This is a genomic window from Novosphingobium silvae (assembly GCF_009856825.1).
Taxonomy (GTDB): Bacteria; Pseudomonadota; Alphaproteobacteria; order Sphingomonadales; family Sphingomonadaceae; genus Novosphingobium; species Novosphingobium silvae.
In genome coordinates this window covers 20375-45221 of sequence record NZ_WVTD01000014.1, presented here as the reverse complement: position 1 = coordinate 45221, position 24847 = coordinate 20375, and the positions used below count along the sequence as shown (strand labels likewise).

The following is a 24847-nucleotide window of genomic DNA, read 5'->3' as shown; positions in this document are numbered from 1 at the left end:
TGCAGCCTTCCACGAAAAACGGCCCACCCCGCGGGCGGGCCGTTTTCGCGTTCATGACTCCAAGCCGGTCAGCCGACGAAAGCGCGCTCGATCACGAAGTCGGCCGGCTTGTTGTTGGAGCCTTCGACGAAGCCCATTCCCTCGAGCATTGCGGCGATGTCCTTGTTCATGGCCATCGAGCCGCAGAGCATGACACGATCTGTCGCGGGATCGAGGCGCGCCTCGCCCGGGATGCCTTGGAACAGGCGGCCGCTGTCGATCAGGGTGTTGATGCGGCCGGTGGTGTGGAACTCCTCGCGCGTGACGGTGGGCACGTAGTGCAGCTGCACCAGCGCCTGGTCCTCCACCAGCGGATCGCCCGCAAGCTGGCTTTCCAGCTCCTCGCGGAAGGCGAGGTCGTCGACGCGGCGGACCGAGTGGACGACCACCACCTGCTCGAAGCACTCGTAGACGTCCGGATCGCGGATGAGCGAGAGGAACGGCGCAAGGCCGGTGCCCGAGCCGAACAGGAACAGGCGCTTGCCCGGCGAAAGCGCATCGGTGACGAGCGTGCCGGTGGGCTTGCGGCCAAGGTAAATCTGGTCGCCGGGCTGGATCAGCTGCAGCTTCGAGGTGAGCGGGCCATCCGGCACCTTAATCGAAAGGAACTCGATTTCCTCGGCCCAGGCCGGGCTGGCGATCGAATAGGCGCGCAGGAGCGGCTTGCCGTTCTCGCCCATCAGGCCGATCATGATGAACTCGCCCGAGCGGAAGCGGAACGAGGCCGGGCGCGTGATCTTGAAGCTGAAGAGATGCTCGTTCCAGTGACGGACGGACAGCACGGTTTCAACGGAAAGGGCGGAGGTGGGCTCAAGTACGGCCGCCTCGGCCTTGACGTCGGTCATCAAACTCTAGTCCTCGATACTATGCGGGGCGATCAGGGCGATCCCGAAGCCGGCAATGGTCATCGCGGCACTGGCGCGGGACATTGCCTGTGAGACCGCCGCTACGGTATCGACCGGCACGATGTGCGCCAGAGTCGCACGTACGTTCTCGCCGCGCCCTATACCGGTGTCACGCCAAAGTGCAAGCAGCATGGCCTCATGTTCGCTGATGCGCGGGCAGGCCAGCGGTGCAAGCATGATGCGCTCGCCCGCCCTGCGGCTGATCAGGGCCATGGCCATGTGGAAGTCGGGAAGAACCTCGCGTGCATTGAACCCCGTGAAGGCCCGGCCCAGCGCATGGGCCGGGCAGTTGCCCTTCGCGGCGGAATGAACCCAGCCCCGCATGGCCCAGAGCAGAAAGCGCCCGGCATTGTCGAGCGCGGTTACCGGGCGGTCGATGAAGTCGTACAAGGGCGCGCTCCTTCACTCATGCGGGTCACATGTTCCGCCGCTGCCATCGGGCCGAGCCGGCTGCGGACTATTGCGAGACATTCGCATTAGTGTGTTCTGCACGGACCGTGCATCCCCGTCAACCCAAGGCGGGCACATCGCGCTTCATCGCTCGAGAGCGTACCGGCGTGGGTGCCGGCGCGCGGACGGTGTGCGGCTTGCCGGACCAGCGCCTTTCCGGCGCTAAAGGAGCTTGTCCAGCGTGATGGGCAGGTCGCGAATACGCTTGCCGGTGGCGTTGTAGACAGCGTTCGCAACCGCGGCGGCGGTGCCGGTGATGCCGATCTCGCCGATGCCGCGCGCGCCCATGGGGGTATGCGGATCGGCGATGTCGGTCCAGATCAGGTCGATGTCCGGCACGTCCATGTGAACGGGGACATGATACTCCGAAAGACTGGCGTTCACGATGCGGCCGTTTCGCTCGTCGAACTGCGTCTCCTCCATGAGGGCCAGTCCGAGCCCCATGATGATCCCCCCACGCAGCTGGCTTGCTGCCGTCTTGGGGTTGAGGATGCGCCCGCAGTCGAACGAGCCGAGGAAGCGGGCGATGCGCACCTCGCCCGTCACGCTGTTGACCCGCGCCTCGCAGAACATGGCCGCGTGGCTGTGCATCGACCAGTGCTGGGTCTCCAGCGGCATCGGCGCTTCTCCCTCGGCGCTGATGGACCCCTTGCCCGCCCGGCTCAGGATCGAGACATAGGTTTCATGCCGGGCCGGGTCGTCGATCCTGCACAGCCCTCCGTCGCGACTGGCGACTTCGTCCGGCTTCAGCCCGGCGAGCGGGGAATCGTTGCCGGCCATCGCGAGCAGTTCCTTTACCAGCGCCCTGTGCGCGGCGATGACCGAAGCGCCGATGGAGGCGGTCTGCTGCGAACCGCCGGCAAGGACGACGCCGGGCAGGGTGGAGTCGCCATAATGGAACGAGACAGCGCCCATCGGCAGGCCAAGCCGCTCGGCGGCGACCTGCGTCTGCGCGGTTGCCGTTCCCATTCCCATCTCGTGCGCGGCGATGTCGATGCTGGCGCGGCCCTCTGCGTTGAGGGTGATGCGCGCCGCGCCGCCGGGCATGCGGTAATAGGGATAGGTCCCCGTCGCGCAGCCCATGCCGACCAGCCACTCGCCATCCCGCACGGTGCCGGGAACAGCGCTGCGCCGGCTCCACCCGAACCGCTCCGCGCCAGTGCGCCAGGCTTCGACCACGTTGCGCGAGGAGAACGGAAGCCCCGAGGTCGGGTCCATTTCGGGTTCGTTGCGGATGCGCAGTTCCACCGGATCGATGTCGAGCGCCTCGGCCAGCTCGTCCATCGCGCACTCCAGCGCGAAAGTGCCCACCGCCTCGCCCGGCGCGCGCATGAAGGTGTTCGCAAGCATGTCGAGCTCCACCACCTGCACATCCAGCTTGAAGGTCTCCGACTCGTACATGCTGCGGGTGGCGACGATGAACGGCTCGGCCATCATGTTGCTGGCGGTCTTCGCTGTGGTGCCGGTATGGACCACGGCCTTGAGCTTGCCCTCGGCATCCGCCGCCAGCGCCACGCGCTGCTCGGTGAGCGCGCGCCCGCCGACGATGCGGTAGACGCCCTCGCGCGAGAGCACCATGCGAACCGGGCGGCCGACCAGCTTCGCCGCCATGGAGGCAAGGACCTGGTGCTGCCACAGGCACTTGCCGCCAAACCCGCCGCCCACGAAAGGAGAGGTGACGACCACCTTGTCCTCCGGAATGCCGAACATCTGGCCAAGCGACCAGGCCGTGTGGGCCACAAGCTGGGAAGCGTCGTGAAGGCGAAGGACCCCGCCGATCCACGCAGCCGTGACGGCATGGAGCTCGATAGCGTTATGGCTGTGGCGCGGCGTGGAGTAGTGGGAATCCACGCGGAACGCAGCGGCGGCCAGCGCCTTTTCGGCGTCGCCGATCTCTTGGTGCAGCGCCTGCCCCATGAACACCGCCGTGCGGGTTCCCGCGTCCTTCGCCGACGCGAAATCGGTCATGGGCGTTTCAAGTTCATAGGAGACGGCGACCAGCGTGGTCGCATGATCGGCCTGCTCCTGCGTGTCGGCAAGCACGACTGCCACCGGCTCGCCATTCCAGCGAACGAAGTCCTCCTGCATGACCGGCAGGTCGTCTCCTCCCGCCGCCTTCTGGTCGGACATGAACACCGGCGGCCGGGCGATGCGCGGGGCGTTGCGGTAGGTCATGACGGCGCGCACGCCGGGCGCTGCCTCAGCCTGCGCGACATTGATGGCTAGGATGCGGCCCTTCGCGATCGTGCTGTAGACCAGCGCGGCGTAGACCATGCCTTCCATCGGGAACTCGGCGGCGAAGGGCGCCGCGCCTGCGACCTTGAGCGGACCGTCGATGCGCGACACCGGCTTGCCCACGTGGCCGTGCCTGACGCGGATCAGGGGATCGGGCTCGCCGCCCGGTATCCAGCTGTCGGGCGCCATCGCCACGGCCTTGCCCATCAGGCCCTGGAGCATTCCCTTGGCGAGGTCCTTGGCGTCCTTGGCGATGCTCATGCGCTGTCTCCCGCCAGTTCCCGAAGTACGGCGACGATGGTGCGCCGGGCCAGTTCGATCTTGAAAGCGTTACCGGGCAGGGGCCGCGCCTCGGCCAGTTCCGCGTCGGCTGCGGCGGCGAAGGCGGCGGCGGTGCCGGATCCGCCACGCAGCACGCTCTCTGCCCTCGTGGCCCGCCACGGCTTGTGGGCAACGCCGCCGAGCGCGATCCGAACGTCGCGGATCTCGCCATCGGCGATATCCAGCACTGCGGCCACCGACACGAGCGCGAAGGCGTAGCTCGACCGGTCGCGAACCTTGCGGTAAGTGGAGCGCAAGGTAGCGGGAAGCGGCGGCAGTTCGATCGCGGTGATAAGCTCCCCCGGCTCGAGGAGCGTGTCCACGTCCGGCCGCTCGCCGGGAAGGCGGTGCAGGTCGGTGACGGGCAAGCTGCGCACGCTGCCATTCCTGCCTTGCAGATGGACCACCGCGTCCAGCGCGGCGAGCGCTACCGCCATGTCGGAGGGATGCACCGCGATGCACGCGGCCGAGGCTCCCAAGATCGCATGGTTGCGATGGAAGCCTTCCAGCGCGTCGCAGCCCTGTCCCGGCTGCCGCTTGTTGCACCGCGATCCGTGATTGTCGTAGAAATAGGCGCAGCGGGTGCGCTGGAGAAGGTTGCCGCCCAAGGTCGCCATGTTGCGGATTTGCGCGCTCGCCCCCGCCACGATCGCGCGGGAGAGGACCGGATAGCGCGTGCGGACCGCCGGGTGTTCCGCAAGCGCAGTGTTGCGAACCGCCGCGCCGATCAGGAGCCCGCCTTCGGGTGTCTCCTCGATCTCGCCCGGCATTGCGGTGACGTCGACAAGCGCATCGGGCTGCTCGATCGTCTCGCGCATCAGATCGACGAGGTTGGTGCCCCCGCCAAGGTAGCGCGCGCCGGGACTTCCGGCCAAGCGAACCGCATCGGCCACATCGACGGCGCGGGAGTAGCGAAAGGGCCTCACTGTGCCGGCTCCGGAAGGAGGACATCGGCCGAGACGATTTCCGCGATGGCGTCGATGATGCCGTTGTGCGTGCCGCAGCGGCACAGGTTTCCGCTCATCCGCTCACGCAGTTCGTCGCGGGTCGGAGCGATGTCAGGCGCGGCGAGATCGGCGGTCACATGGCTGGGCACGCCGCGCCGGATTTCCTGCGCCATGCCGATGGCAGAGCAGATCTGCCCCGGCGTGCAGTATCCGCACTGGAAGCCGTCATGCTCGATGAAGGCCGCTTGCAGCGGGTGAAGGGCGCCTGGCGTGCCCACGCCTTCGATGGTGGTGACGGACCGGCCCTCGAACTGCACCGCCAGGGCAAGGCACGACAGGATCCTCTCCCCATCGACGAGCACGGTGCATGCGCCGCAGGCCCCCTGGTTGCACCCCTTCTTGGTGCCCGGAAGGTGCAGGTGCTCGCGCACTAGGTCGAGGAGGGATACGCGCGCGTCGTGGGGAAGCGACACGGGCGAGCCGTTCACGGTCATGGTCATGGTCATGGGTCAGGCCTCGCATTCGGCGGGCGTCCGGCGCGGTTGCACCCGCATGACACCGCAACTCGCCGCCGCAGGTTTTGTGCCATGCAGCATCCTCCCGCGCGATCAAAAACCGTGCGGGTCCGCAACGAGCGTCATCAGGCGAAGCGCACCTGCGGTCCGGCTCGTTCGAAATGGTCCTCGCGGATGACGCTTGTGGTATAGTCGCGCGAGAGCACGGTGCTCACCGCAACGAAGCTTGCCGTGCCGCGCTCGCGACCGAACCGGATGCGCACGTAGCCCTGGTGCATGTTGTCCGTCCAGACGACCTCGGGCATGTGATCGGCGTAGGCCTTGTCCAGTCTTACCGCCATGTCCGCGCCGAAGCCGCTATCGATGAAGTCGCCCGGGGAGGAGATGCCGGCCGTGCCGAACTCGATCCCGGCAGGCCGCCCGGCCGCGTCGGAAAGGTCGTTCGTCCAGAAGCTGTGGCTGTCGCCCGAGAGGAAGACGAGGTCGCCCGCGCCCGCGCGCCGCGAAAGCGCATAGAACTGCTCGCGCGCCCAGGGGTAGCCGCCCCAGGCGTCCGTATAGTCGGGAAGGCCCCAGCGCCCCCGCCACGCCAGCGAGACGTGCGGATCCGCAGCAAGCCGTGCCAGCTCCTCCTTCGACTTGGCAGCGGCGAGCCGGGGGAAGGGGTCTGCAAGGACGCCCGCTTTGACGAGATCCGGCACGTCCAGGCGGCCGATCACCATGGGGCTGCCGATCACCCGCCAGGGCTGGCCCGCCTTCACCGACCGGGCGAGCGCCGCCTCCAGGTCAGCTTCGAGTTCGGGCGAGATCATCGGCCGGTCCGGCGCGCCAAGGACATCCTTCCTGAAGCGGGCGGCGGAACCATCGTCGACGATAGCCGCCGCGTGGTCGAGATATTCGATCTGCCGGGCGCGGGCGGTGTGGCGGGTCTCCAGCGTATGGATTAGGGCAAGGTCGCCGAAGCTGTACGCGCGCCAGAACTGCACTCGGCTGCGGCCCTTTACCGCCAGCCACTCCGGCTCGCGCACGGGCATCCACTCGAAGTAGGCCTGGATCGAAGCCGCGCGGCGGGCCGCCCAGTCCCCTTCGGTGGCGGGCTGGTGGTTCTGCGCGCCGCCGGTCCAGGGGTTGTTCGCGCTTTCGTGATCGTCCCAGCAGGCAAGCAGGGTGTGCCGGGCGTGCATGGCCATCGACCCCGCATCGATCTTGTACTGCGCATGGCGGGTGCGATAGTCCGAGAGGCTGACGATCTCGTGCGTGGGCGAATGCTCGCGCCCGATCGTGCGGGCCACGGCCTCGCCCCATCCATCCTTGCCGCCATACTCGTAGATGTAGTCGCCTGTGTGCAGGACAAAGTCGACGGCGGGATCCCTGGCGATGGCGTCGTAGGCGTTGAAGAAGCCGAAGGCATAGTTGGAGCACGAGGCCAGCGCGATCCCCAGTGTGTCGAGCCGCCCCTGCGGAAGCGTGCGCGCGCGCCCGACCGGCGAAACCGCCTTGTCCAGCACGAAGCGATAGAAGAACGTGTCCCCCGCCGGGAGGCCGGCCGCAAGGACTTTCACCGTATGGTCGCGGGCGGCGTCGGTGGTGACGGTTCCGGACTTCAGGACCTTGTCGAATGCGGGCGAAGCGGCGAGTTCCCAGCGGACGGTGGCGGGCCCGCTCGCCTCGACGCGCGTCCACAGGACCACGCTGGAGGCGTCGGGATCGCCGCTGGCGACGCCGTGGCGGAATACCGGATTGACGGCCTTCGCCGCCAGCATGGCCGCAGGCACGGCCAGCATCGCGCCCGCTCCGGCCATCCCGGCGAGCAGCGCGCGGCGGGAAACCTGGGTCTTGGGGGAAGTGCCGGTCATGGAAGCGTCCTGTGGTTCTCTGAAGCCGGCACGATCCCGCAGGCCGCCGGTCTCTTGTCCAAAGCTGCTCCTCGCCGGCAGGGCTTTCGCGGCGAGGAGATGAGGGAAGGGGGGCAACCCCGCGCCGGAGCTGTCCCCCTTCCGGTCAGAAGTCCGCCGTCACGCTGAACACCATGGTGCGCGGCGTGCCGAGGAAGGCGTAGTTACCCGAGATGCCGCCGAGGTACTGCTCGTCCGTCAGGTTGGTGACGTTGAGCGCGAACTCGAGTGCTTTCAACGTGTCCGTCAGCGCCTCTCCCTTCACTGCGAGCGAAAGGTCGGTGAGGAAGAAGTTCTGCGACACCCAGTTATTGTCGGCATTGACGAAGCGGTTGCCGGTGTACTTGCCGGTGACGCCCAGAGTAACCGGTCCATAGTTGTACGTGCCCGAAAGCACCCACATGTGCTTGGGAATGCCGGCCACGCGGTTGCCCGCCGTAACGCCCTGTTCCTCGTCCAGCTCGACATTGCCGGTGCCGCGGTATGTCGCGTCGATATAGGTGTAGGCGCCGTAGAGGCTGAGGCCGTCCACCGGACGCACGTTGGCGAGGATCTCGAAGCCTTCGGAGTCGATGCCGCCGGCGTTGAAGAAGCGGCCGTCGCCCTCGGAAAGGTAGTCCGGCCCGGCCGAAGTGTTGCTCGGCACGAAGATGACCTGGTTGGAGAACTTGCTCTTGAACCAGGTGGCCGAGGCATTGAAGATCGGGTTGGTATAGCGAACGCCCGCTTCCCAGTTCTCCGCGGTTTCCGGCTCGATGTCGGCCAGGGCATCGGCGCTGTATTCAAGCAGGGTATCGGAAAGCGCCTTGAAGTTCTCGGAGTAGCCGCCGAACAGGTTGAGGCCCGCGAGCGGTTCGACCTGCACGCCGCCCGACCACAGGACCTTGGACTTGGATTCGGTCTTGAGATTGTCCGTCTCGCCGAACAGGTCCTCGCGGTCGATGTTGTTGATGAATTGCTTGGCGCCGATGTTGGCGCTGACCGGGCCGATCTTCAGCTGCTCCTCGACGTACCACTTGAAGGTGTCCTGCGGGTACTTGCGGTCGTACTGCGTCCAGTAGGGCGCGGCGTCATACGCGGGGCCAACGCGCGTGTCGGTGACCTTGTGCCAGTCGCGCCACTCGCGGCGGTTGGTGTCCTCGTACCAAAGGCCGCCGCGCAGCGTGTTCTCGGCCATGCCGAACTGTGCGTTCCAGGCAGCGTCCAGCGTACCGCCCAGGCGATCCTTGCGGTAGTGCGTGTGGCGGTAGGACTGCTGATAGAGCGAACCCGGCGTGCCGGGCGCAACGGCCTGTCCGGCCGCGTTGGTGGCGAAGTAGGTCGGCGTGCCGGTGCCTGCGGGCAGTGTTGCCCACCATGCCGGCGTGCCCTTGACCGAACCGCCGGAAACCTCGCTCTGCGGCCCGGTGCCGTCCTGGATCACGTCGACGATGTAGGGCGGCGCCCAGTCGCCCCGACCCGCCATGTCGTGGTAGTAGACAGAGGCGCTGAGGTCGATGGTGTCGGCAATGGATGTCTCGCCCTTGAGGTAGGCGAAGAAGTTCTTGCGCTTGGTGTTCCACACCTTGCGATACTGCTGGTCCGCCACCGGCACGCCGGTCCACACGCCCACGAGACCGTCGGTGTTCGGGTTGGCCTCGTACTGCGCTTCGGAATAGATCTGGTCGTAGTTGCTTTCGAACGCATCGTCGTAGTTGACGTAGCCGGTGATCTTCACCGGAGTATCGACGACGAACTTGCCGGAGAAGGTATCACGCCGGTTGTCGGCCGAACCCTCGATCCAGTCGGTCGCCTCCTGGTGCGCGTAGGAAAACCACGCCTTGAACACGCCGCCGACAAGGCCGGTGTCGACGCGGCCATAGTAGCGACGGGCCTCGTAGTCACCGACCGAACCCTGCGCGCGCACGTTGAGCTCGTCCATGGGGTCGGAGGTCACGAAATTGATCGTGCCGCCCAGCGCCTCGTTCGAGCGCGAGGCGATGTCGGCGGTGCCCTGCGACACCTCGACCGTGGCGATGTTCATGGTGTCGACGAAGCGGTTCGCCTTCGAGCCGCCGCCGTACCCCGAGCCGCCGTTGGGCAGACCATCGATGGTGAGGCCGACCTGCTGGGTGTCGAGGTTGGTCTGGTAGCCACGGATCGAGTAGGTGGTCGACCAGTCGTCGAAGCCGAAGGCGTCGCCCTCGTTCACCTGCACGCCGGGAAGAGTACCGATGAGATCGATCGCCGAGGCGATAGGCGACTTGTCGTCCAGCAGCGTCTCGTCGAGCGCGGCGTTGTTGTAGGTCGTGCGCTGGCCAGTAACCACGATGGCTCCGGCGTCGGCGTCGCTGGCGTAGTCCGCGGCCTCGGCGGCCTCCTCGGCGATCGCGGGCGTCGCCGCGACGATGGCGGCAAGGCTTGCGCCAAGGATGCAGAAGCTGCGGATCGAATTGGTGCGCATGGCGCGAAACTCCCTGTTGTTTCTTGTGCGATGCAGCATCTGGATGGTTTTTCTGACGCCTTGCAGACAGTTTTTGGGCACTTCGCTGTAACTTTTGCGACGATCGAACCATCCATTCACGACGGGGACCAGACCCGCCTTCGCAAGCCACTGATCCATTGCGTTTACAAGGCAGTTTCATGTCCGGCGGACGACCGCCAGCACTGCCGTCACAAACCCGAAATTATCGCACAATAGAGCGCCACCCCGTGAACCGGGCATTTTGCGACCGGGAATGGCGGGCGGGAATGCAGAAACCCTTGAGGATTGCCATACCCATTCACAGCCTCGAGCCGGGCGGCGTCGAGCGCGTGGCGCTTGGCCTCGCCACTTGCTGGAGCGCGGCCGGGCACGACGTGACGGTGGTTCTCGGCCGGCGCGGCGGGACGGATTTGTGCAGTGCACCACGTCTCGCCTACTGGAGCATCCCGACGCAGCTCTCGACGCGGCGCTGGCAGACGCCGTGGATGGTCCACTGCCTGTACAGCTTCCTGGTCGAGCAGCGCCCAGATGTCGTGTTCTTCCCCGGGAACACTTATGCGATCGTGGCGGCGGCGATGAAAGTCCTGCTTGGCCAGCACACGCCCGCGATGGTTCTAAAGGTCAGCAACGCGCTCCATCGGCAGGACATGTCGCCGCCGCTGCGTCTGGGATACGGCACCTGGCTGCGCGTGCAGGGACACCTGTTCGACTCCATCGTCGCTCTGTCGGAGCCGATGCGCCGGGAGGCTCGCGATCTCATGCTCGCGGAGCCCCGGCAGGTCAGCGTTATCGCCAATCCCGTGCTCACCCGCGAGCGGCTCTCCCGGCTTCTGACAATTGAGCGTCGTCCGCCTTCCGCATGGGGCATGCGCTATCTGGCGGCCGGCCGACTGGTGCCGCAAAAGGACTTCGCGATGCTGCTGCGCGCCTTCGCGGCGGCGGCCCGGGCGGAGGATCGCCTGACCATCGCAGGCGATGGACCCGAGCGCCCCCGGCTCGAAACGCTGGCCTGGGAGCTGGGCATCGCCGGGCAGGTCGATTTCCGCGGGCACGTCGCCAGCATCGATCCGCACCTGGCGGAGGCGGATGCCCTGGTGCTGAGTTCGCAGTACGAAGGGCTTCCCGGCGTGGTGGTGGAGGCGCTGGCGGCAGGGCTGCCGGTCCTCGCCACGGACTGCTGCGTCAGCATGACCTCGCTGGTCGAGAACGAGCGCACCGGCATCGTGGTCGAACCGGGCTGCGTGAACGCCTTCGCCGCAGGGCTTCGCGCCCTTCGCACCCTGTGCCCCGATCCCGCGCGCGCCCGCGCCACCGCCGCCATCTACGAAGTGGAAAGCGCCGCGGACCGCTACATCGATCTCATGTCGGAAGTCCTTCGCCGCCGCGACCGGGACCGCCGGCAGGACCTAGCCCTGGGCGCGCTCGCGCACCGTGGCTCGATGCGCCGCTTCCAGTGACCTTGACAACCATGGAGACGTCCTTGCCACCATCCGCGGCACTCGGCACCCTAGAGCTTCCGGCCATCCAGCTGAAGCCGCAGGACCGCTCCCACCGGGGGCGCAACGCGATCTTCTCGCTCCTGCTCTCGCTGGCGGTGATCGCGGCGGTCGTCCACGAGACGAGCAGCGTCGAGCTGCGCAGGCTTCCCGCGATGATCCCCGCATCGCCCGGGTTCTGGATCGTCTTCGCAGCGTCCTACCTGATCACCCCGTTCAGCGAGTGGCTGATCTTCCGCAATCTCTGGGGCGTGCCCGCAGCGGGCTTCTTCGCGCTGATCCGCAAGAAGCTCTACAACGAGCTGCTGCTCGGCTATCTCGGGGACGCCTACTTCTACACCTGGGCACGCCGACGCGTGGCGCTTGTCGCAGCGCCGTTCGGAGCGGTCAAGGACACTGCGATCCTCTCGGCGATGACCGGCAACGCGGTCACGGTGCTGCTGCTTGCCATCGTGCTGCCGGTGATGGGGACACGCGCGCTGGGGATCGAAGCGCCGGTGCTGCTACTCTCGCTCGGAGTGATCCTTGCGATCTCGATCGGCGCGATGGCCTTTCGCCGCCGCGTGTTCACGCTTCCGCGCGAGCAGCTCTGGATGATCGGACGCACGCACCTTGCGCGCATCGTGATCTCGACGGTGCTCTCGGCGGTGCTCTGGCATCTCGTCCTGCCGGGAGTGGCGCTGAACTGGTGGTTCTATCTCGCCACCCTGCGGCTGCTGGTATCGCGCCTGCCGCTGATCCCCAACAAGGACCTGCTTTTCGCCGGCATCACCGTTGTCGTGCTGGGCGAGGAACGCGATATCGGCGCGCTCATGGCGCTGATGGCGGGGCTTATCCTGGCAACGCACCTCGTGCTCGGCGCCCTCATCGCCCTTCACGACATCGTCAACAACCTGGAGCGACGCTCGTGATCAGCCTCGTCCCCATGCTTTCCCTCGCCGCCCTGCTGCCTGTCGCGGCAGCGCCTTCGCTGCCTTCCACTCCGGACCTTGGCAAGGCGGAAGGCCGCTGCCGGCCGGGCGAGAGCGGGCCATCCTTCATGGTGGAGGTCAAGGGCCTCAAGGACCGCACCGGCAATCTCAAGCTGGAGGTCTATCCCGCCAACGACAAGGACTTCCTGGCCGACGACAACGTGCTCGTGAGCGAGGGCAAGACCTTCCGCCGTGTCGAGGTGCCGGTGCCTGCCAGCGGTCCGGTGCGACTTTGCGTCCGGGTGCCTGGCCCAGGCTCTTACGGGGTAAGCCTGCTCCACGACCGTGACGGCAACCGCAAGTTCGGATGGAAGGTGGACGGCATCGGCTTTGCGGGAAATCCGAAGCTGGGCTGGAACAAGCCACGCTCCGCGAAGGCGAGCGCGACGGCGGGCAACGGCCCCACGTCGCTCTCGATCGTGATGAACTATCGGAAGGGGCTCGGCGTGGCCCCGCTGGAAACGAAGTGAGGGCTTCATGAGGATCGTCGATGTCTGCGCCTTCTACACGCCCTACGGCGGCGGCGTGCGCACTTACGTCGAGCAGAAACTGCGCATCAGCCAGGCGCTGGGGCACGAGGTCGTCATCGTGGCGCCGGGCGACGAGGATGCGGTGGTCGAACGCGGCGCAGGCGCACGGATCGTCTTCCTGAAGAACCCGCGTTTCCCGCTCGACCGCAAGTACTGGTACTTCTCCTCGGCGACCCAGCTCCACGATACGCTCGACGCGCTGGAGCCCGACTTCGTGGAGGCGACCTCTCCCTGGCGCAGCGCCGGGCTTGTTGCCGACTGGCAGGGCAGCGCGCCGCGCAGCCTCATCATGCACGCCGATCCGCTTTCCGCCTATGCCTATCGCTGGTTCGGGAAAGTCTTCTCGCAGCGCACGATCGACTGGCAGTTCTCGGTCTACTGGGATCACCTGCGCCGCCATGCCGACAGGTTCGACCATGTGGTCTGTGCGAACCCCGACCTTGCACGACGCCTGGCCGAAGGCGGTGTGCCGCGCACCATCTCCATCCCGATGGGCGTGCAGCCCGGACGCTTCTCTCCCGAGAACCGGGACGCGGCGCTTCGCGCGCAGCTGCTCGCCGACTGCGACCTGCCCGAAAGCGCCAGCCTGCTGCTCGGCGTCGGCCGTCTGGCCGCGGAGAAGCGCTGGCCGCTGATCATCGATGCGGTCAACGCCGCTTCGCAGGAGCGCCCGATCGGCCTCGTCATCTTCGGCGAGGGGCGCGAGCGCCGCAACGTGGTCAAGCACATCGCGGGCAACCCCCACGTCCGCCTCTTCACACCGGAGCGCAACGGCGACACCTTCGCGCGGGTTCTCGCCAGCGCCGACGCGCTCGTCCACGGCAGCGAGGCCGAGACCTTCTGCATGGCCGCCGCCGAGGCAAGGGCGAGCGGCATTCCCGTGATCGTCCCTGACGAGGGCGGCGCGGCCGATCACGCCTCGGGCGGGGCAGGCGTCACCTACGCGGCGCGCGATCCCGCGTCCGCCGCGAATGCGATCCTTGCGGTGCTCGCCGGCCCGCCGCACCAGCCACGCCATGCGCGAACGAGCACAGAGCACTTCGCCGAACTCTTCGCGCTCTACGAAAGTGCGCGCGACGACAGGTTGCGAGCGGCCTGAACTCCGTGAAAGCGGCCGGACGGGCGGGCCTTTGGGGTTGCCGTCGTCGCCGTGCGTCCCCTAAGGTCCCGCTTCACAACATGGAGTGAAGTTTTGGAGACAGTCTCGATCGTGCTTTTCCTCCTGCTGGCCGTCGTCGTCAGCGGAGCCGTTGCCAGGATGCTTCCGTTCTCGATACCGACGCCCCTTGTCCAGATCGTGCTGGGCTGCGTCATCGGACTTTCAACCTCGCACCGGGTCGAGCTCAATCCCGAGCTGTTCCTCTTCCTCTTCCTGCCGCCATTGCTGTTCCTCGATGGCTGGCGTATCCCCAAGGACGACCTCCTCAAGGATGCCTCCACCGTCGTCGAACTCGCCCTCGGCCTAGTGCTGACGACCGTGGTGGGCATGGGCTTCCTCATCCACTGGATGATACCTGCCATGCCGCTGGCGGTCGCCTTCGCGCTTGCCGCCGTGGTCTCCCCCACCGACCCCATCGCGGTATCCGCCATCGCCGCGCGCGTGCCGATCCCCAAGCGGCTGATGCACATCCTCGAAGGCGAATCTCTGCTCAACGACGCTTCGGGGCTGGTCTGCCTGCGCTTTGCCGTCGCCGCCGCACTGACGGGGACCTTCTCGGCCGGGGCGGCTGCCGTGAACTTCGCGTGGGTGGCAGGCGCCGGGCTGGTGATCGGGGTCGTCGTCACTCTCGTCGTCACGCGTGCCAAGGCCTGGGTAACGAAGCGTTGGGGAGAGGACACGGGCTCGCAGATCCTCGTCAGCCTGCTGATCCCCTTCGGCTCCTATCTTCTGGCGGAGCACGTCCACGCCTCCGGCATCCTTGCGGCGGTAAGCGCCGGGGTGACGATGACTTACGCCGAGATCTCGCGCCAGGCCCTGGCGATCACCCGCATGCGCCGCAACTCGGTGTGGGACACGGTGCAGTTCACGCTGAACGGCATAATCTTCGTGCTGCTGGGCGAGCAGCTTCCCGGCATCCTCACCGGCGCGAAGCAGACCGTGGCGCTGACGGGCCACGCCTCGCCATGGTGGCTGGGCGTCTACGTCATCGCCATCGTGGCAGGGCTTGCGGGCCTGCGTTTCGCATGGGTGTGGGCATCGCTGAAGCTGACGATCCTGCGCCGCGCGACGCCTGGCATCGGCGGACGCAGCCCGGACTGGCGCCTGATCGCGGCGACATCGGTCGCCGGCGTGCGCGGCGCCATCACTCTGGCCGGTGTTCTCACGCTTCCGCTGGTGCTGAACGACGGCACCCCTTTCCCCGCGCGCGACCTTGCGATCTTCCTTGCGGCAGGCGTCATCGTCGTCTCGCTGGTCCTTGCCAGCATCGGCCTTCCGGTCCTGCTGAAAGGCCTGACGATGCCGCCCGAGCCGCCACGCCACGCAGAGGAGGCGCGCGTGCGCATCGCCACTGCCGAAGCGGCCATCCAGGCGATCGAACGGCACCAGCATGCCCTGGCCGCTGACCGGGTCGATGCCGACATCTATGCCGAGGCCGGAGGCCAGATCATGAACCTCTATCGCGAGCGGGTGGAAGGCCTCAGCGGTTCGGAGACCGCGCTTTCGCGCGCTGCGGACAAGCTGCTGCGCGAATTCCGTCTCGTGGGCGTGCGCGCCGAGCGTGCCGCCCTGGCCCGCCTCCTACGCGGGCGCGAGATCAGCAGCGAGACGGCGCGCAGGCTGACGCGCGAGCTTGACCTTTCCGAAGCGCGCTATCTGGGCTGACCGGGTCGGGAGCGCTTCCCGCTCGAAGCGCTCCTATTTCGGCGGTGCGAGGAGGTTGAGGTCCACCGCATTCCCCATCGCGCGAAGGCCTGCATCGTTGGGGTGCAGATGGTCGCCGGGATCGTACTCGGCCCGCAGGTCCGAAGGCGCGGCGGGGTTCCGCACCGCCGCATCGAAGTCGACGACGCCGTCGAAGATCCGGCCGTTGCGGATGCTGTTGTTGACCGCAAGGCGCGTCTGCTCCTTGGCCGGCGACATGTAACCGGCGTGTAGGGCAGGGGTTAGGGTGCCGCCGATGACCTTGATCCCGAGGGCATGCGCGCGCGCGACGAACTGGCGATAGCCATGGACGAGCTGCTCGGGCGTCACCGCGTCGGCTCCGCGATCGCCGCCCGCGCCGATGTCGTTGATGCCTTCCAGGAAGATGACGTGAGTGACGTTCGGCACGCTTGCAACATCGCGCCAGAAGCGGTCCAGCGCCGAGATTGCGCGGCCTTCGCGAAGCACCCGGTTGCCGCTGATGCCCATGTTGACCACGCCGCAGCGGCGGGCGGGAGGCAGCGCGGCCAGTCGCTCCGCCAGACGGCCCGGCCACCCGCGTGTCTGCGGCGAAAGGGCGAGGAAGCCGTCCGTAATCGAATCGCCGAACGCCACGACGGTGCAGGGCGCCTGCGCCGCGCGTACCGAAACCAGCGACAGATAGGAGCGCGCCTGGATGGGCGTGAACACCGGCTTGCCGGTCGATGCGGGCGCAAAGGCCATTTCGAGGCCGAGATTGGTGCGCCCGGGCCGCGCGGGCGTGGAGAACGTGACGCTCACGATCACGTCCTGCCCGGCGTGGAACGGCGCCGTGACGGGATCGCTGACCAGCGTGTGGCCCCGGGGCATCGCCGCGCCGAGATGGCCGGAGAAGCGGATCGGATGCACAGGGTTGCCGCCGATGTCCGTCCCGAGCGGGCCGGAGGGACTTGCGATGCTTGCTGCCGCTATCGCCAGCGGACGATCGCCCTCGGCATTGCTGAAGGACAGCTGCATCGCATCTCCAGCCTGCGTCAGCCGGACGCGATAGCGGTAGGTGCCGGCGGGCTGTTCCGGATCTTGGGCACTGCTGTCGGCAGGGGCATAGCCCCAGGCCCCGGCCCAAGTCGGTGCAGCGAGAACGGGATGGGCGAAGAGCACGCCGCAGAGCGCGGCAAGACGGGAGAGGTGACGCATCGCACCCTTTTGTCGGACTACTCCGCGCGTTGTCCAGCCTTTCCGCTCCGGCGGGGCAGACCGCGCGCCCGATCCGTCAGGAGATCAGGCGCGGTACCGACATCTGGCGGATGCTGAAGCGCGCATCCGGGTGCTCCACTCCGTCGCGGTGGGCGGCGCGATGCTGGACGACGCCGTTCTTGCCGAAGCCCTCCACCACGGGCCGGTTGGTCTTGCTGGACAGCCAAAGTCGCAGGAGGTGACGCTTGCGCTGGGGCTCGGGGAAGTCCTTGAACTCCGTGCGCGAGTGAAGGGCGGCGTAGTTCGAGAGCCACTGTATGTCGCCGGGGCGGAAGTCCATGGCGATCGCCATCCCCGGTTCGTAGGTGATCTCGTCGAAGAGCCGCAGCACCTCCAGCTGGTCCGGCGTCAGCTTGGGAACGCCCGGATATTCCTGCGCGGTCACGATGTAGAGCGAGCCTGCGTACATCGAGAAGACGCTGTCCTCCACGCTCACCACGGGCGAGGTATAGGTGTCCGCCGGGGCCTCGGCATCCTGTCGGCGCCAGTCCCAGTGAAAGGGCTCGAGCAGCAGGTGGGCAAGATCGGGGCGGCGGCGCAGGATCTCGTTATATATCTCCGCGCCCGAGACGAGGCACGAAAGCCCACCCTCCTTCGCCCCGCGCAGGCACATCAGCGCGACGATGTCCGAACTGTCCGAATGGTAGACCAGCTTGTCGCGCACCTTCGAGGACTTGGCAGTGGGATCGTCCATCGTCTTGTCGCTGGTGGCATAGACGTGGTCGAGCAGGTCGCCCATCTCGTTCTGGCGGATGGGATCGCCCATGTGCAGGCCGAGCACATAGTAGATGGCACAGGAGAGCGCGTCAGAGTAGTGATCCGACCGCAGCCCGCGCACCAGCACGAAACCACGGCCAAAATCGACGTCCCTGCGCCAGGCCTTCACCGCCTCCGCGCAGACCTGGAGCGGGTAATCCTCTGCCTGCACGAAGCGAAGGTCCGGGTCCTCGTCAAGGAAGCGCCGGCCCAGAGCCTCCAGTTCCGCGAGCTGCTGCGCATCCAGCTGGTAGATCCAGTCCTGCCCCTCCATCAGCTTGTCGCCGCGCCACGCTGCGACGGTGAGGACGGGAGAGGGGATTGCGGCGACACTCATGCGGGACCTCCTGTTGCAGGAAGTACCCTAGTCGCCTTCTTCCCATCGCGTCTTGATGCTGGACGCACGCGAATGTGCGATCCCGGCTCAACTTGCCCCGGAAGGTGCTTCCTGCCACGTGCCGCCCAGAGCCCGGAACAGGTCCACCTGCGCAAAGGCGACTTCGCGCGTGGCCGCGGCGGCATAGGCTTCTGCCTGCGCGAGAGTGCGCTGGGCATCCAGAACGTCGAGCGAATCGATCTCGCCCCGGCTCTGGCGCGCCACGCTCACTCTCTCGGCCCGCTGCGCCGCATCGCGCGAGGCGGCGAGGCGTTCCCGGCGAAGAAGAGCGTTGCGGTAGGCGGAGAGCGCCGTTTCCGTTTCGGCAAGGGCGCGAAGGACAGTGCCGTCGAAGGTGGCGAGATCCGCCTTGGCATCCGCCCGTGCTCCGCCGATGCGGGCGCGGATCGCTTCCTGGTTTGGAAAGGCCCACGAGATCATCGGCCCCAGCAGCCAGCGCAGCGGACCGCCGCCGAACACCTCCGTCGCGCCTACGGCCGTGGTGCCGATGGAGCCGCCAAGCGTGATCCGGGGGTAGAGATCCGCCGTGGCCACGCCGATGCGCGCGGTGTCGGCTGCGAGCCGACGCTCCGCGGCCTTCACGTCGGGGCGGCGCGCCAGAAGCGTCCGACCGTCTCCCACGGGAATGGGTCGAAGTACGGTCGGCGTGGAGGTCCTTGCGATCACACCATCGGGGATATCCCGGGGTGTGCGGCCGGTCAGCACGGCAAGGCGGAACAGGGCCGCATCGCGCCGCGCAGCCAGGGTCGGGATCGTCGCGGCCTGCGCCTCGCGAAGCTGGGCGACGCGGATCACGTCGAGCCGCTGGTTGAGCCCGCGCTCGAAACGAGCGGTGATGATCCGCTCCGATCGGGAGAGAAGGTCGAGCGTCCGCTCCGCAACGTCGATCTGCTCACCGGCGCTGATGGCGTCGACATAGGCGCGGACCGTATCGGCCACGATCGTGACGCGGACGGCGTCAGCGTCCTGCCGCGCGGCATCGAGATCGGCACGCGACGCCTCGACGCCCCGGCGGACGCGCCCGAACAGGTCGAGTTCGTAGCCCACCGCCAGTTCCCCATCCACCCGGCGGCCTTCGCGGTCGAAGCCCGGGAGCGTCTGCGCCTCCGAGACCTGGCCGTAGGTGGCCGAGGCGTTGATATTGGTCTGCGGCAGGGCCTGTGAGCGCGAACCGCGCAGCGAAGCGCGGGCCCGTTCGATCCGCGCCAGCGCTACCCTGAGGTCGGTGTTGGCCGTCAGGGCATCGGCGACAAGGCCGTCCAGCATGGTATCGTCGTAAAGACGCCACCATGAACCTTCAGGGCTGGCCGAAGTCACCTCCGCGCCCTGCAAGCCGACGAACGGCGCCTCTGCCGAAGGCGGCGGGGTGGGCGCGATATGGTCGGGGCCGACCGCGCAGCCGGAGAGAGCGGTGGCGGCCAGCAGCGCCGCGAGCGAGTGCTTCATCATCGAGGGATTTCCTTACTCAGCGGGCTGCAGCGCATGGCTGTGGCCCCGCGGTGCCGGACGGCGGCGCAGGCGCTCCGCCAGGTTCCGGCACACGACGTAGAAGGTCGGCGTGAACAGCAGGCCGAACGCGGTGACGCCCGTCATGCCGAAGAACACCGCCGTGCCCAGCGCCTGCCGAAGCTCCGCGCCGGCCCCGCTTGCGATCACCAGCGGCACTGCGCCGAGGATGAAGGCGAAGCTGGTCATCAGGATCGGCCGCAGGCGGGTGCGGGCGGCGTAAACGGCAGCCTCCACCGGGGACATGCCGCGTTCGTCCTCGGCCTGCTTGGCGAACTCGACCACGAGGATCGCGTTCTTGGCCGCCAGCGCGATCAGCACCACGAGGCCGATCTGGGTAAGAATGTTGTTGTCCATACCGCGAAGGTTCACGCCCGCCATGGCCGCGAAGAGGCACATCGGCACGATCAGGATGATGGCAAGGGGCAGGGTCAGGCTCTCGTACTGCGCGGCGAGCACCAAGAAGACGAACAGCACCGCCATGCCGAACACGATCCCGGCGGTATTGCCTGCCGTCGCCTGCTGGTAGGCGATGCCGGTCCATTCGTGGCTGTAGCCGGCCGGCAGCGCCTCGTCCGCGACCTTCTCCATGGTGGAGAGAGCCTGCCCGGTCGAGTAGCCGGGCGCGACGTTGCCGTCGACCTCGATGGCGGGATGCAGGTTGTAGCGCACCACGCGGTAGGGGCCGGTCTTGTCCTCGAAAGTGGCGACTGAACCGATCGGCACCATCGCGCCCGAGTTGGAGCGGGTCTTGAGGTTGGCGATGTCGGGCACGGAACCGCGCTGCGACTGGTCGGCCTGTGCAGTCACGCGGTAGGTGCGGCCAAGCAGGTTGAAGTCGTTCACGAAAGCGGAGCCGAGATAGACCTGCAGCGCCTCGAACACGCGTTCCGGAGGGACGCCGAGGAGGTCGGCCTTTCGGCGGTCCACGTCGGCGAAGACGCGCGGGGTGTTCTGGTCGAACAGCGTGTAGACCTGTTGCAGCCCCTTCGCCTGGTTCGCCTTGGCAAGCATGCCATTCGTTGCCTCGGCAAGCTCGGCGTAGCTGCGTCCTTCGTTGTCCTCCACCATCATGCGGTATCCGCCGGCCGGGACGATGCCGTTGATGGTCGGCGGGGGAAGCAGGTAAATCGTCGCCTTGTCATAGCCGGCGACCGCTTTCTGCGCCTCGGCCATGATGCTGGCGTAAGTGACGCCGAGTTCCTTGCGCTTCTCGAAGGATTCGAAGGGGAAGTAGATTGCGGCGGAATCGGGCGCTGCGGTGCGCGAGGGGCCGTGAAGACCGGCGAACATCACCGCGCCGCGGATGCCCTTGATCGGCAGGAGCCGCTTGGCGATCTCCTGCGTCACCGCGTCCGTACGCTCGAGCGAGGAGCCCGAGGGCAGGAACGCGGCTGCCAGGAAGTAACCCTGGTCCTGCTGCGGGACGAAGCCGGTCGGCGTTGCCCAGAACAGGCCCACGGTCGCTGCGATGAGCGCGCCGTAGATTGCCATCATGCGCGCAGGCAGGCGAACCATCTTGCCAGTGAGCCGGGCATAGCCATCGCTCATGCGGTCGAAACCGTTGTTGAAGCGGTCGGCAGCGCCCTGCATCACGCTACGCCAGCGGGGCGCGTCGTCGGCAACGCGCTCGCGGTGGCGCAGCAGGATGGCGGCAAGCGCAGGCGAGAGGGTGAGCGAAAGGACGAGCGAGATGACGGTCGCGGTCGAGATGGTCACCGCGAACTGCTGGTAGAACGCGCCCGAGATGCCGCCGATGAACAGCGTCGGCACGAAGACCGCGCAGAGCACCAGCACGATGGCGACGAGCGCGCCGGAGACTTCATCCATCGACCTGCGAGAGGCCTCCAGCGGGGAAAGCCCCTCCTCGATGTAACGCTCGACGTTCTCGACCACGACGATCGCGTCGTCGACGACGATGCCGATGGCGAGCACCAGCCCGAATAGCGAGAGGTTGTTGAGCGAGTAGCCGACGGCAGCCAGCATCACGGCCGTACCGACGAGCGAGACGGGAATGGCGATGATCGGGATGATCGCCGCGCGCCAGTTCTGCAGGAACACCAGAATGACGAGGACGACGAGGATCACCGCCTCGAACAGCGTGTGATAAACGGCGTCGATCGATTGTCCGATGAACTCGGTGGGGTTGTAGATCACCGAGTACTCAAGCCCCTTCGGGAACCTGGCAGCGAGGCTGTCCATCTCCGCGCGCACCGCCTGGGCGGATTCGAGCGCGTTGGACCCGGGGCGCTGCAGCACGGCCATGACGACGGTGGGCTTGCCCGAAAGGTAGGTGTTGGTGTTGTAGTCCTGCGCGCCCAGTTCCACGCGGGCGACGTCGCGCACGCGGACCTGATGGCCATCGGGGTCGGTGCGCACGACGATGTCGGCGAACTCCTTGGGATCGGCCAGGCGGCCCTGCAGCTCGACACCGACCTGGTAGGCGTTCCCCTTGTCGAAGGGCGGAGCGCCGATCGCGCCGGCCGAAACCTGCACGTTCTGGTTGCGCAGCGCCGTCACGATCTCGCCTGCGGTAAGGTCCATCGCGGCGGCCCGGCCCGGATCGATCCAGATGCGCATGCCGTAGTCGCGCGCACCGAACATCTGGACATCGCCCACGCCCTCGATGCGTGCGAGCCGGTCCTTGACCTGGGTGAGCGCGTAGTTCGAGAGATAGTCGCGGTCGTAAGTGCCGTCGGGCGACTGCAGGTTCACGACCATCAGGAAGTCGGGCGAGGTCTTGCGTGTCACCACGCCCATGCGCTGCACTTCCTCTGGCAGGCGCGGGGTGGCGACGGCGACGCGGTTCTGGACCAGCACTTGCGCGGCGTCGAGGTCGGTGCCGATCTTGAAGGTGACGGTGATCGTGACCTTGCCATCGCCGGTAGACTGCGAATCCATGTAGAGCATGTCGTCCACACCGTTGATCTCCTGCTCAATGGGAGCGGCCACGGTGTTGGCGACGGTTTCGGCGGAGGCGCCCGGATACTGCGCGCTCACCGTTACGGTGGGGGGTACGATGTCGGGGTACTGGCTGACCGGCAGGCCGATGAAGGCCAGCGCGCCGATCACGGTGATGATCACCGCGATGACGCCCGCAAAGATCGGGCGGTCGATGAAGAAGCGGGAAAAGCGCATGAGATGTGCCTTGTCTGGGCGCACGAGGTCGCTGCGCGGAAGATGATCCCGCGACATGCAAAGCCGGCGCGCCGTGGGCGCGGGTATTGTGGTTTCTTCGGCGTCCGGGACGCCGGGCTAACCCGTCAGTCCCGCTCGGGCGGGAACGACGGGTTACCGGATCAAGGCCTTGTCAGTTCACCAAAGTCGCCTGCGCGGCGGCCTGCGCGGCAGGCTCCCGGGGCGAGGTGGCGGGCTGTTCGGCGGCGATCTTCCCGGCCTTTGTCTGGACCCGGCTGCCCGGAATGGCGGCCTGATAGTTCGAGACCACGACCGCATCCCCGGCTTTCAGGCCGTTGCGGATGATGCGAAGGTTGCCCACGAGGGGACCCGTCTCGACCGGGCGGCTGACGACCATGCCGTCCTTGCCGACGACCATCACCACCTTGCGGGTCTGGTCGGACCGGACCGCCGCGTCGGGCACCAGCATCGCCTTGACCGTTCCGCCGCTGGCAAGTCGCATGTTGCCGAACATGCCGGGGGTCAGGAAGCCGTCGTGATTGTCGAGGCTGGCGCGCACGCGGATCGTGCCGGAACGCGGATCGAGCCCGTTGTCGGTGAAGTCCAGCTTGCCCTTCCAGCGATAGTCCGCCTCGTCCTGAAGCCGCACCTCGACGGCGGTTGCGCCACGGTCCTCGGCGCGATCGCGCTGGGTTTTCAGGAAAAGCTGTTCCGACGCATCGAAGGTGAAATAAATCGGATCGACAGCGTTGATCGTCGTCAGCAGCGTGGCACCGGCGCCGTTGTCACCTGAGACAAGATTGCCGGAGTCGACGCGGCGGTCGGAGACGCGGCCCGAGATCGGCGCGCGAACGGTCGAGAACTCGACGTCCAGCGAGCGGGTACGCACGCGGGCCTGCGCTGCGGCAAGGGCGGCCTCTGCGGCCCGGACGCGGGACCGGCGCTGGTCGACCTCGCTGGCGGCCATCGCCTCATCCCCGGTAAGGCCGGCGACGCGGCTGTAGTCCGACCGGGCCAGTGCAAGCGTCGCATTCGCCGAGGCCACCTCGGCCTGTGCTTCGGCGAGAGCGGCGCGATAAGGGCGCGGATCGACGACGAAAAGCGCCTGCCCGGCCTGCACGTAGTCGCCGTCCTTGAACAGGATCTGGGTGATCGCTCCCGATACGCGCGGGCGCACCTCGACGGTGCGACTGGGCGCGAAACGGCCGACATAATCGTCCCACTGAGTGACTTCGCGCACCAGCGGCTGCGCCGTTTGAACCACGGCGGGCGGGGGCAGGGCACTGGCCGGGTCAGGCGTTGCCAGGAACTTCCAGCCAAGTCCGGCCACCGCGATCAGGGCCAGGGCGCCGACCGCAAGCGGCATTCGGCGGACAGGGCGGGCGCCGGCGGGCGTGGTTCCCGCGTCCCGGGCGTACTCGGACGGGATCTGGAGAGATGTGGCGAGATTCATGCTGCAAGCCTTCGGAATGGCACGCGCGAGCGGCCGATGATGTCGATGACGGCGCCGATCTTGGCTTCGCTGTGGCCGGCCGCGCGGGCCTCTTTCAGCGCTGACGCCGGGAGAGTGTAGCCCTTGTGCCAGGCGTGGACGGCAAGGCGGCGCAGCGCCTCCAGTTCCTCGTTGGCAAGCATGGCGGAAGGAGGCGTCGGGCCGAGGATGAGCCGGGCCAGCCATCCGCGCTTGCGCTGCGGGCGCAGCGTATCCAGCCCGTCGCCCCGAGCCAGAGCCACGACCCTCTGTTCGAGCAAGGTCAGGCCGTGTCGAACTTCTGCCCTGGCATCGGCAGGCGCCATGGCGTTGGACATCACGGGCGAGGGCGCCTGGATCGTAGCGTCGGTGAAGTCGATGAAGGCCATGTCTCTTGCTCCTCCTTAGATGCCCCGGCGCACGCCCCGGGACGGGGGAAGAGCGCGCGCCGGGGCGCCTTCCGGCTCGGGGCAGCCGGAAGATTTCGGGTGCACTCGTCCGTCGCCGGACACGGGTCCGAACGGGCGAATGCCTGTTGCTTTGCGTCAGCCGCTGCCCGCAAGAGCGCACGGCACCGACCGGCGGCGAATGCCGACGTGTCGGAAGGGATGCCGGCCGCCGTCACGAAGAAGGCAGAACCGACGGTGTCTTTCTATACCAAGCGGTATAAATTCATGTGAGGTTTAGGTCAAGCGACTTTCTGTACCGCCCG

The 24847-nt window shown here is 67.3% G+C and carries 18 protein-coding genes; 5 read left to right on the top strand and 13 right to left on the bottom strand.

What is annotated here, in order from left to right; translation table 11 throughout:
* Window positions 1-68: 68 nt before the first annotated feature.
* The 7 genes from GR702_RS16330 to GR702_RS16300 form a co-directional block, all read right to left on the bottom strand.
* Window positions 69-884: a ferredoxin--NADP reductase gene (locus GR702_RS16330; RefSeq protein ID WP_160986851.1), complete on the bottom strand. Its 816-nt coding sequence runs from the start codon at window positions 882-884 to the stop codon at window positions 69-71.
* Window positions 885-890: 6 nt separating this feature from the next.
* Complete coding sequence (locus tag GR702_RS16325; RefSeq protein WP_160986850.1) at window positions 891-1334, bottom strand: hypothetical protein; 444 nt, start codon at window positions 1332-1334, stop codon at window positions 891-893.
* Window positions 1335-1556: 222 nt separating this feature from the next.
* Complete coding sequence (locus tag GR702_RS16320; protein WP_160986849.1) at window positions 1557-3890, bottom strand: xanthine dehydrogenase family protein molybdopterin-binding subunit; 2334 nt, start codon at window positions 3888-3890, stop codon at window positions 1557-1559.
* Window positions 3887-4876, bottom strand: a complete 990-nt coding sequence (locus tag GR702_RS16315; protein WP_160986848.1) for an FAD binding domain-containing protein — start codon at window positions 4874-4876, stop codon at window positions 3887-3889. The genes GR702_RS16320 and GR702_RS16315 overlap by 4 nt, the downstream gene beginning before the upstream one ends.
* Window positions 4873-5397, bottom strand: a complete 525-nt coding sequence (locus GR702_RS16310; protein ID WP_160986902.1) for a 2Fe-2S iron-sulfur cluster-binding protein — start codon at window positions 5395-5397, stop codon at window positions 4873-4875. The genes GR702_RS16315 and GR702_RS16310 overlap by 4 nt, the downstream gene beginning before the upstream one ends.
* 140 nt (window positions 5398-5537) lie before the next feature.
* Entirely contained in the window at window positions 5538-7268 is a 1731-nt protein-coding gene (locus GR702_RS16305) for an alkaline phosphatase D family protein (RefSeq protein ID WP_160986847.1), read from the bottom strand.
* A gap of 145 nt (window positions 7269-7413) precedes the next feature.
* Window positions 7414-9750 (bottom strand): TonB-dependent receptor, encoded by a 2337-nt coding sequence (locus GR702_RS16300; protein WP_160986846.1) that lies wholly within the window; start codon window positions 9748-9750, stop codon window positions 7414-7416.
* A 287-nt stretch (window positions 9751-10037) separates the two neighbouring features.
* Between GR702_RS16300 and GR702_RS16295 the strand changes: the two genes are divergently transcribed.
* The 5 genes from GR702_RS16295 (at window position 10038) to GR702_RS16275 (ending at window position 15592) form a co-directional block, all read left to right on the top strand.
* Window positions 10038-11228, top strand: coding sequence for a glycosyltransferase (locus GR702_RS16295; RefSeq protein ID WP_160986845.1), 1191 nt, complete (start codon window positions 10038-10040; stop codon window positions 11226-11228).
* Window positions 11229-11251: 23 nt separating this feature from the next.
* Window positions 11252-12178: a hypothetical protein gene (locus tag GR702_RS16290; protein ID WP_337192629.1), complete on the top strand. Its 927-nt coding sequence runs from the start codon at window positions 11252-11254 to the stop codon at window positions 12176-12178.
* Window positions 12179-12192: 14 nt separating this feature from the next.
* On the top strand, window positions 12193-12708 hold the full coding sequence (locus GR702_RS16285; protein WP_160986900.1) for a DUF2141 domain-containing protein: 516 nt from the start codon (window positions 12193-12195) through the stop codon (window positions 12706-12708).
* A gap of 7 nt (window positions 12709-12715) precedes the next feature.
* Window positions 12716-13867, top strand: coding sequence for a glycosyltransferase (locus tag GR702_RS16280; RefSeq protein WP_160986844.1), 1152 nt, complete (start codon window positions 12716-12718; stop codon window positions 13865-13867).
* Between the two features lie 93 nt (window positions 13868-13960).
* Window positions 13961-15592 (top strand): Na+/H+ antiporter, encoded by a 1632-nt coding sequence (locus GR702_RS16275; RefSeq protein WP_160986843.1) that lies wholly within the window; start codon window positions 13961-13963, stop codon window positions 15590-15592.
* Window positions 15593-15625: 33 nt separating this feature from the next.
* Here the strand turns inward: GR702_RS16275 and GR702_RS16270 are convergent, their stop codons facing one another.
* From GR702_RS16270 to GR702_RS16245, 6 genes are all read right to left on the bottom strand, one after another.
* Complete coding sequence (locus GR702_RS16270) at window positions 15626-16807, bottom strand: GDSL-type esterase/lipase family protein (protein WP_160986842.1); 1182 nt, start codon at window positions 16805-16807, stop codon at window positions 15626-15628.
* A 76-nt stretch (window positions 16808-16883) separates the two neighbouring features.
* Window positions 16884-17960 (bottom strand): TauD/TfdA family dioxygenase, encoded by a 1077-nt coding sequence (locus GR702_RS16265; RefSeq protein ID WP_160986841.1) that lies wholly within the window; start codon window positions 17958-17960, stop codon window positions 16884-16886.
* An 87-nt stretch (window positions 17961-18047) separates the two neighbouring features.
* Window positions 18048-19469, bottom strand: a complete 1422-nt coding sequence (locus GR702_RS16260) for an efflux transporter outer membrane subunit (protein ID WP_160986840.1) — start codon at window positions 19467-19469, stop codon at window positions 18048-18050.
* 12 nt (window positions 19470-19481) lie between these two features.
* Complete coding sequence (locus tag GR702_RS16255; protein ID WP_160986839.1) at window positions 19482-22664, bottom strand: efflux RND transporter permease subunit; 3183 nt, start codon at window positions 22662-22664, stop codon at window positions 19482-19484.
* 172 nt (window positions 22665-22836) lie between these two features.
* Entirely contained in the window at window positions 22837-24117 is a 1281-nt protein-coding gene (locus GR702_RS16250; RefSeq protein WP_160986838.1) for an efflux RND transporter periplasmic adaptor subunit, read from the bottom strand.
* Entirely contained in the window at window positions 24114-24524 is a 411-nt protein-coding gene (locus GR702_RS16245; RefSeq protein ID WP_160986837.1) for a hypothetical protein, read from the bottom strand. Before GR702_RS16245 ends, GR702_RS16250 begins: the two co-directional genes overlap by 4 nt.
* Window positions 24525-24847 lie beyond the last annotated feature (323 nt).